The sequence below is a fragment of the Thermoflexus sp. genome (assembly GCF_025055495.1).
Classification (GTDB): domain Bacteria; phylum Chloroflexota; class Anaerolineae; order Thermoflexales; family Thermoflexaceae; genus Thermoflexus.
Genome location: NZ_JANWXB010000089.1, coordinates 1 through 5,180 on the forward strand (window position 1 = coordinate 1; position 5,180 = coordinate 5,180).

5 protein-coding genes are annotated in these 5,180 nt (G+C 66.0%); 3 read left to right on the plus strand and 2 right to left on the minus strand.

Annotated elements, in window-relative coordinates; genetic code table 11:
- The first annotated feature begins 13 nt into the window (after positions 1 to 13).
- Both NZM16_RS13980 and NZM16_RS03125 read left to right on the plus strand, forming a co-directional pair.
- Positions 14 to 91: a hypothetical protein gene (locus tag NZM16_RS13980; protein ID WP_367280999.1), complete on the plus strand. Its 78-nt coding sequence runs from the start codon at positions 14 to 16 to the stop codon at positions 89 to 91.
- A gap of 95 nt (positions 92 to 186) precedes the next feature.
- Positions 187 to 1,206: an alcohol dehydrogenase catalytic domain-containing protein gene (locus NZM16_RS03125; protein ID WP_295447914.1), complete on the plus strand. Its 1,020-nt coding sequence runs from the start codon at positions 187 to 189 to the stop codon at positions 1,204 to 1,206.
- Between the two features lie 175 nt (positions 1,207 to 1,381).
- Here the strand turns inward: NZM16_RS03125 and NZM16_RS03130 are convergent, their stop codons facing one another.
- Both NZM16_RS03130 and NZM16_RS03135 read right to left on the minus strand, forming a co-directional pair.
- Positions 1,382 to 2,110 carry a prolipoprotein diacylglyceryl transferase family protein gene (locus NZM16_RS03130; protein WP_295447911.1) on the minus strand — a complete coding sequence of 243 codons (729 nt, stop codon included), beginning with the start codon at positions 2,108 to 2,110 and terminating at the stop codon, positions 1,382 to 1,384.
- Positions 2,110 to 2,655, minus strand: a complete 546-nt coding sequence (locus tag NZM16_RS03135) for a peroxiredoxin (protein WP_295447909.1) — start codon at positions 2,653 to 2,655, stop codon at positions 2,110 to 2,112. Before NZM16_RS03135 ends, NZM16_RS03130 begins: the two co-directional genes overlap by 1 nt.
- A 565-nt stretch (positions 2,656 to 3,220) precedes the next feature.
- Between NZM16_RS03135 and NZM16_RS03140 the strand changes: the two genes are divergently transcribed.
- Entirely contained in the window at positions 3,221 to 5,068 is a 1,848-nt protein-coding gene (locus tag NZM16_RS03140; RefSeq protein WP_295478490.1) for a DUF2207 domain-containing protein, read from the plus strand.
- Positions 5,069 to 5,180 lie beyond the last annotated feature (112 nt).

Genomic DNA, 5,180 nt, shown 5'->3' on the forward strand with positions numbered 1-5,180 from the left:
CGATCATCGCATCGTGGACGGTGTCCAGGCGGCGCGGTTCTTGGATGATCTGCGCATGGCCCTGGAGCGGCCGGGGATCCTGCTGGGGTAGGGGGAAGGCAGTGGCGGAAGGCAATCGGGAGGCTCCTATAGCGACCCCGATGGTTACCGTATGCTGGCCACTTGAGTCCGTAAGGGATAAATCCAATGGTAGAGCGAACGCGGGCGGTTCTCTATCAAGGCCGTGACAATCTGCAGATCGAGGAAGTTCCCCTCCGTCCGCTCCAGCCGGGTGAGGTGCTGGTCCGAATCCGGGTGTGTGGTCTGTGCCCAGGGGAATTGATGGACTGGTATATGGCGAAGAAGGCCCCACTTACTCCGGGGCATGAGCTGGTGGGGGAGGTGGTGGAGGTGGGGCCCGGGGTGACCACCTTCCGGGGCGGAGAGCGGGTGATAGTGCACCATCACGCTCCATGCGGCGCCTGTCGGTTTTGCCGGCGGGGCGATGAGGTCCATTGTCCAACCTGGCGGGCCACCCGCCTGATCCCTGGCGGGCTGAGCACCTATGCCATCGTCCCGCCGCCTGTGGTGGAACGGGATCTTTTGCCCGTTCCTCCCCACATGAGCGATGAGGTCGCAGCGTTCACCGAGCCGCTGGCCACAGTGGTGAAGGCGTTGCGGCGGGCGGGGTTGCGGGAGGGAGATCGAGTGGCTGTGATCGGGCTGGGGGTGATGGGATTGCTGCACGGACGGGTGGCGTTGCGCTGGGGGGCGGAGCGGGTGTGGGGGGTCGATCGGATCCCGGCACGTCTGGAGATCGGCGCTCGAATCGGCCTGGCCTCGGTGTCCGCTTCCGAGGCCGTGGAGCGGATCCGCGCGGAAAGCGAGGGCATGGGGGCCGATCTGGTCGTGGTGGGCCCGGGATCCATCGAGGCGATCGAGCTCGGATGGTCCCTGGTGGCATCGGGAGGGACGCTGTTGCTGTTCACCCCGATGCCGCCCGAGGCCCGCTGGCCGGTCGATGTCTACACGATGTATTTCCGCGAGATCCGGGTGATCCCCAGCTATTCCGCGGGACCATCGGACATGCGTGAGGCGCTGGACCTACTCGCCCGGGGCCTGCCGGTGGAAGATCTGATCACCCACCGCCTGCCGCTGGAGGAAACCCAGCGGGGCTATCAGGCCATGCGGGCGTATGAGGCCCTGAAGGTCCTCATTTATCCATAGGAGTTGGATCGCTGGGCGCAATGGCCAGGGCTGGATGACCCCATCCCCTATATCTTCCCTTCCCAAGGCCTCGAAGGCCAGGGGCTTTGGGGGAGCGTTGAAGGCGCCCGTCTCGGCCCCCCAAAGCCCCTGGAGGAAGCCAACCCCTCTGCCGCCCCAAGCCCCTGTCTGGAATTTACGGATTCCAGGATCGGCGCTCTATCCGGGCAAGCCCCACCAGGCCGATCATGAGCCCAGCAAACGCCAGAAGCTGGGGAACCCGGAATCCCATCCACGTGAGGCTTTCCGCGCGGAACCCCTCGGCGATCAGCCGCGCCGCGCTGTAAAGGGTCAGGGCCAGAAGAAAGGAGCTTCCAGGGGCCGGCAGGCGTTTCCGAACCCGATGCCAGACCACGAACGCCAGGAATCCCAGCCCTGCTTCATACAGCTGGACAGGATGGCGGCTTCCGCCCCCCAGAGCAGCCAGGAACGGAATCGCCGTGGGCTCTCCATACCGGCGGCCCTCGGCCCAATCCCCCAGCGCCCATGCCACGGCCATCACCAGAAGCAGGGGCGCCATCGCATCCAGGCCCACCCGCCACGGGATCCGGTGTCGATGCCATCGCCAGGCGATCACGCCGGCGGCCGCCAGGAGGGCGGGAAGCGGGGCCAGGGCGGGATCGAGCGGGCGGATGAGAGTTAGCAGATCCAGAGGGGAGGAGAGCCCATAGGGGAGCAGGGCACCCATCCGGCCCGCCAGGTAACCGGCTGCCGCCCCCCACAGGGCATCCACCGCCAGGCTCGACCCGGTTCCCCGTTGTCGTCCTTCTCGCTCCACGAGCGTCACCCCCAGCCACAAGCCCAGCAGCAGGAGGACCGGCCGGGTGGGCAGAGTCAACAGGCCCAGGGGAAGCGCTGGCAGCATCAGCGGTTCCTCGCGGGAAGAAGCGTGGAAAGACGGGCTTCGATAGCGGCCTCGCTCAGCGGGCCGCCGACCACCACATCGCGGACGATGCCCTGAGGATCGATGAAGAACGTGGTGGGGAGGGCCGTCACCCGATAGCTTCGGTTCACCTCACCGGTTTCATCCAGCAGGATCGGGAACGTCAGATGGTAATCCTGGCGGAACGCCAACACCGCCGCCAGGTCGTCCCCCATCGTCGCGTTCACGCCGATGACCATCAATCCCTGGTCCGCGTAGCGAGCGTAGAGACGCTGGAAGGCGGGCATCTCCGCCCGGCAGGGTGGGCACCAGGTGGCCCAGAAGTTCAGCACCACCGCTCGGCCCTGTAGATCGGAGAGGGAGAGCGTCTTCCCCTCCAGGTTGCGTAGCGAAAAACGGGGCGCGCGGTAGCCCGGCTGAGGGGCCTCTCGCACCGCAAGCCCCGCCTCATGAACCCGGCTTCCGATCAACCATATCCCGCCGACCAGCGCGACCAGGGCGATCCCCATCATCCATGGCTTCGACATCCAGGCTCCCTCCGGGGTGGGCTTTGGGGAGCGCGGGGCTTCAACCGCCCGAGGGCCGGCGATCCAGCCATCCTTTCTTCCGGTCTTCCGGGGGATTCAGACCGATGGAAAGCCCGACGGTCCTCCTGGCTGTCCCCAGGGCGGTGGGCGCTCCCTTTATTTTAGATGCGATGGAGACGTTCTCCGTAACAGATCAGGTTTTCGCTCTGCCATCCGAGCGCCTTGGGGAGGGAGGCGGGCCGGGCCCCAGTCTCGAAACCTGCAGGTGAGCTTGGAGATCGTCCAAAGCGTGACTTTTCTGCTTTGCGGGCCGGGAGCTCTTCCCCTCCATCCGGACAGCGACCTGTTTCCTTGTTCATCCCGAGGCCCCCACCTCATCCGGTTCCTGCTAAAATCGAGCGGGAATGGGTGCTGGTCTTCCGATCGCTAAGGGGGGATTTCCATTTCCTCTGCAGTCCAGAGTCCCTCAAATCCCCGCAGGTGTCCGAAGGGCCGGGCAAGCCGCTTTCGGCCGCCCATCGGGCCCGCTGGTTTCCGGGGAATGATCCTGGCGAGGAGAACAGCGATGAGAAAACGGCTTCTCTGGGGCCTCGCAATCGGGCTCTTCCTGATCAGCGCGGCGGCGTTGGCTCCTGCCCTCCGCGCCCAGTCCCCCACGCCCATCGCGGAGCGTTTTGACGTAGAGATTCGTGTGCTGGCCGATGGCACGCTGGAGATCACGGAACATCAGGCCATCCGCTTCATCGGGACGTTCCGCCGCGGCTTTCGCGAGATCCCGCTCCGGCGCACGGAAGGGATCACGATCCTGGATCTGCGGGACGATCAGAGGGTCTACCGTCGCGAGGCCTCGGGTCAGCCCTTCACTTACGAAGTCGAAGAAAGCGGCGAGGCGATCACCGTGCGCTGGTTTTTCCCTCCAACCGCGAACGCCATCCGGACGTTCCATCTTCGCTATCAGGTTCGGGGCGCGGTTCGACGTTATCCGGAGGGAGATCAGCTCTGGTGGAATCCGCTTCCGGCGGAGCACGCCTATGAGATCCGTGACAGCATGGTCACGGTTTTCCTGCCCCCGGGGGCGACCGCTCAGCGGATTGCGGCATACGGCCCTGCGGATGGAGCGATCCTGGAGGACGGGCGGACGGTTCACTTCCAGGCGCAACGTCCGCTTGGGCCGGATGAATCCTTCGAGATCCGGGTGCAATTCCCTCATGGGATCCTTCCCCCGGAGCCTCCTGCCTGGCAGTTCTGGGAAGATCGCCTGCCGCTGTATAACCTGGGATTGCTGGCTTTAGGGTTTTTCCTGCTGATGGGCGGGATCGCCCTGGTCCTGATCGTCTGGGCGTGGCAAGGGCAGGATCCGCATGTTCGGGCGATCCCGGATGAGCTGGCCGAGCCTCCTTCGGCGGATCCGCCAGCGATGGTAGGGGTGTTGCTGGATGAACGGGCGGATCTCCGGGATGTCCTGGCGACGGTGGTGGATCTGGCCCGGCGGGGCGCCCTGACCATCGAGGAGGTTCGCCAGGGCTCCACGCGCGACTTCCTCCTGCGACAGACCGGCCAGGCGGTGGAGCTGCGGCCGTTCGAGGCCGTCTTATGGCGGGCGCTTTTCGACGGTGCCCCCGAGCGCCGCCTTCAGGACCTTCGGCATCGCTTTTTCCAGCGACTGCCCGAGATCGAGGCCGCCCTCTATCGCGCGGTCGCTCAAGCCGGCTGGTTTGCGGGCCGCCCGGATCGGGTGCGCGGTGCGTATGGCCTCCTGGGGGTTTTGATCGGTGCCCTGGCGGGGCTGGCCGGCATCGCCGCCGCATATGGGAGCGGGCTGGGATTGTGGGGACTGTGGGTGGTCGCTCTGGGCCTGGGAGGGAGCGCGCTGGCGTGGCTACTCATCGCCCCCCATATGCCCCGAAAGACCCGAAAAGGGGCGGAGATGGCGGCCCGCTGGCGGGCCTTCGCCCGGGGATTGCGTCGCCTGAAGGAGCTGGCACCTGATGCAGCTCGCGACCGACTGGAGGAATATCTCCCTTACGCGATCGCTTTCGGAATGGAACGGCGGTTTCTACGGCAATGGCTGGAAGTCCCGCCGGAGCTCCCTCCACCGCCATGGTATCGTCCCTGGGTCCGTCCTTCCCCGAGCTCCGCTCCGGGACGGGTTCCCGGCCATGCCATGCCGGTTCCCTCGGGGGAAGGTCCAGCGTCGGGGGAAGGTCCAGCGGCGCCTTCCCTGGAGGATATCGCCACGTCGCTGACGGAAAGGCTGAACGCCTTCGCGGAGAGCCTGACGGTGATGCTGAACACGGCGGCGGACACCTTTGTCAGTCGTCCGCCATCGGAGCAAGGAGGCGGCGGACGATGGAGCGGCGGCGGCAGCTTCAGGGGAGGAGGTGGTGGAGGCGGCCGGAGCGGATTCGGATGAAGACCGGTGGATGAAGCGCGCGGCGAAGCCCCATGCCGGATCACCATCTTTTCGTGCAAACGCTTGCTAAGAACTCGACGTCGCTTGCGCGAAGGATGGCTCTCCCCCTGGG

What these genes read in the sequence shown, in the direction of transcription:
- NZM16_RS03125 (WP_295447914.1), top strand. Translation starts at nt 187, where the DNA reads ATGGTAGAGCGAACGCGGGCGGTTCTCTATCAAGGCCGTGACAATCTG.
- NZM16_RS03130 (WP_295447911.1), bottom strand. Translation starts at nt 2,110, where the DNA reads ATGCTGCCAGCGCTTCCCCTGGGCCTGTTGACTCTGCCCACCCGGCCG.
- NZM16_RS03135 (WP_295447909.1), bottom strand. Translation starts at nt 2,655, where the DNA reads ATGTCGAAGCCATGGATGATGGGGATCGCCCTGGTCGCGCTGGTCGGC.
- NZM16_RS03140 (WP_295478490.1), top strand. Translation starts at nt 3,221, where the DNA reads ATGAGAAAACGGCTTCTCTGGGGCCTCGCAATCGGGCTCTTCCTGATC.